2 protein-coding genes are annotated in these 919 nt (G+C 40.9%); both read right to left on the reverse strand.

Going from position 1 to position 919, the window contains the following annotated elements; translation table 11 throughout:
- A partial coding sequence (locus H5232_RS23440) for a pilus assembly protein PilX (RefSeq protein ID WP_182831690.1) occupies window positions 1-349 on the reverse strand: 349 nt, incomplete at its 3' end.
- The coding region (locus tag H5232_RS23445) for a PilW family protein (RefSeq protein WP_182831692.1) at window positions 337-919 on the reverse strand (583 nt) is incomplete at its 5' end. The genes H5232_RS23440 and H5232_RS23445, both read right to left, overlap by 13 nt.

Raw genomic sequence — 919 nt, forward strand, 5'->3', positions numbered from 1 at the left:
TGTAGTCTCGTGGGCAGGGCAAATCGAGCGCGCCATCATTAAGATTACTTAATTCACTTTCTGTATCACCTATCGTGGTCAAGGCAATTGTTCCGTCAGGTAACTGAGCTTGGGTGTAAAGTAATTTACTTGCTCCATCTGCTGCAGCCTCTGTCGCAATTACCTTTTGTACATTGCCCATCAAGATATTTTCGGCTTCTTCACGTTCAAACGCTGCATTGGTAATTTTAATATCCACACTTGCACTGCTCATTAACGTTACTGCTATTCCTGTAACTGCCACCACCATAATTAATGCAACAATTAAGACTACGCCTTGTTGCTTTGAGGCTAATTTTAAATACGCCATTGACTAGCCCCTATGTTATTTAAGCGGATCGTGGTGGTAAATAATGCGCGACGAAATTGATCATTAAACTCTAAAACACGTTGGTTGGCATCTTCACCTAATGTATATGTTTGATTCAGTTGATTTAAACTCGCATCAGGCTGCAGTGCCCGCACTAAAATAAACACTTGTACGGTTAAGATACCACGGCGATCTTCCCAATTAGCCGCGGTCATACTATTTACATCTCTATATGTATCCACTCGAGCGTCGGCATTAGTATCTAAACCGAATAAAAAGCGCATATTCTCGACTCCTTCCATTATAGTCTCTGTGACCATTCCTCCATTTGGGGTCAGTCGTTTGCGTCTCAAAACGGGAATTGTTAAATCTCTGCCGTTTAACTGGTAAGTTTGTTCGTCGATGTAATAGGCATGGTGACGATATCTCCAAACAGTCGCATTTGGATTATCTGGATTTGCAGGGCCTCGTGTAAATTCTCCCCACTCTTGCTCTGCAATAAAATAATAATTATCATTATTATTGTTATTACCTGCTGGGTCTATTTCCAACCCTTCTAAAAATTTAATC

It is taken from the genome of Pseudoalteromonas sp. SG41-5 (assembly GCF_014164495.1).
GTDB lineage: Bacteria > Pseudomonadota > Gammaproteobacteria > Enterobacterales > Alteromonadaceae > Pseudoalteromonas > Pseudoalteromonas rhizosphaerae.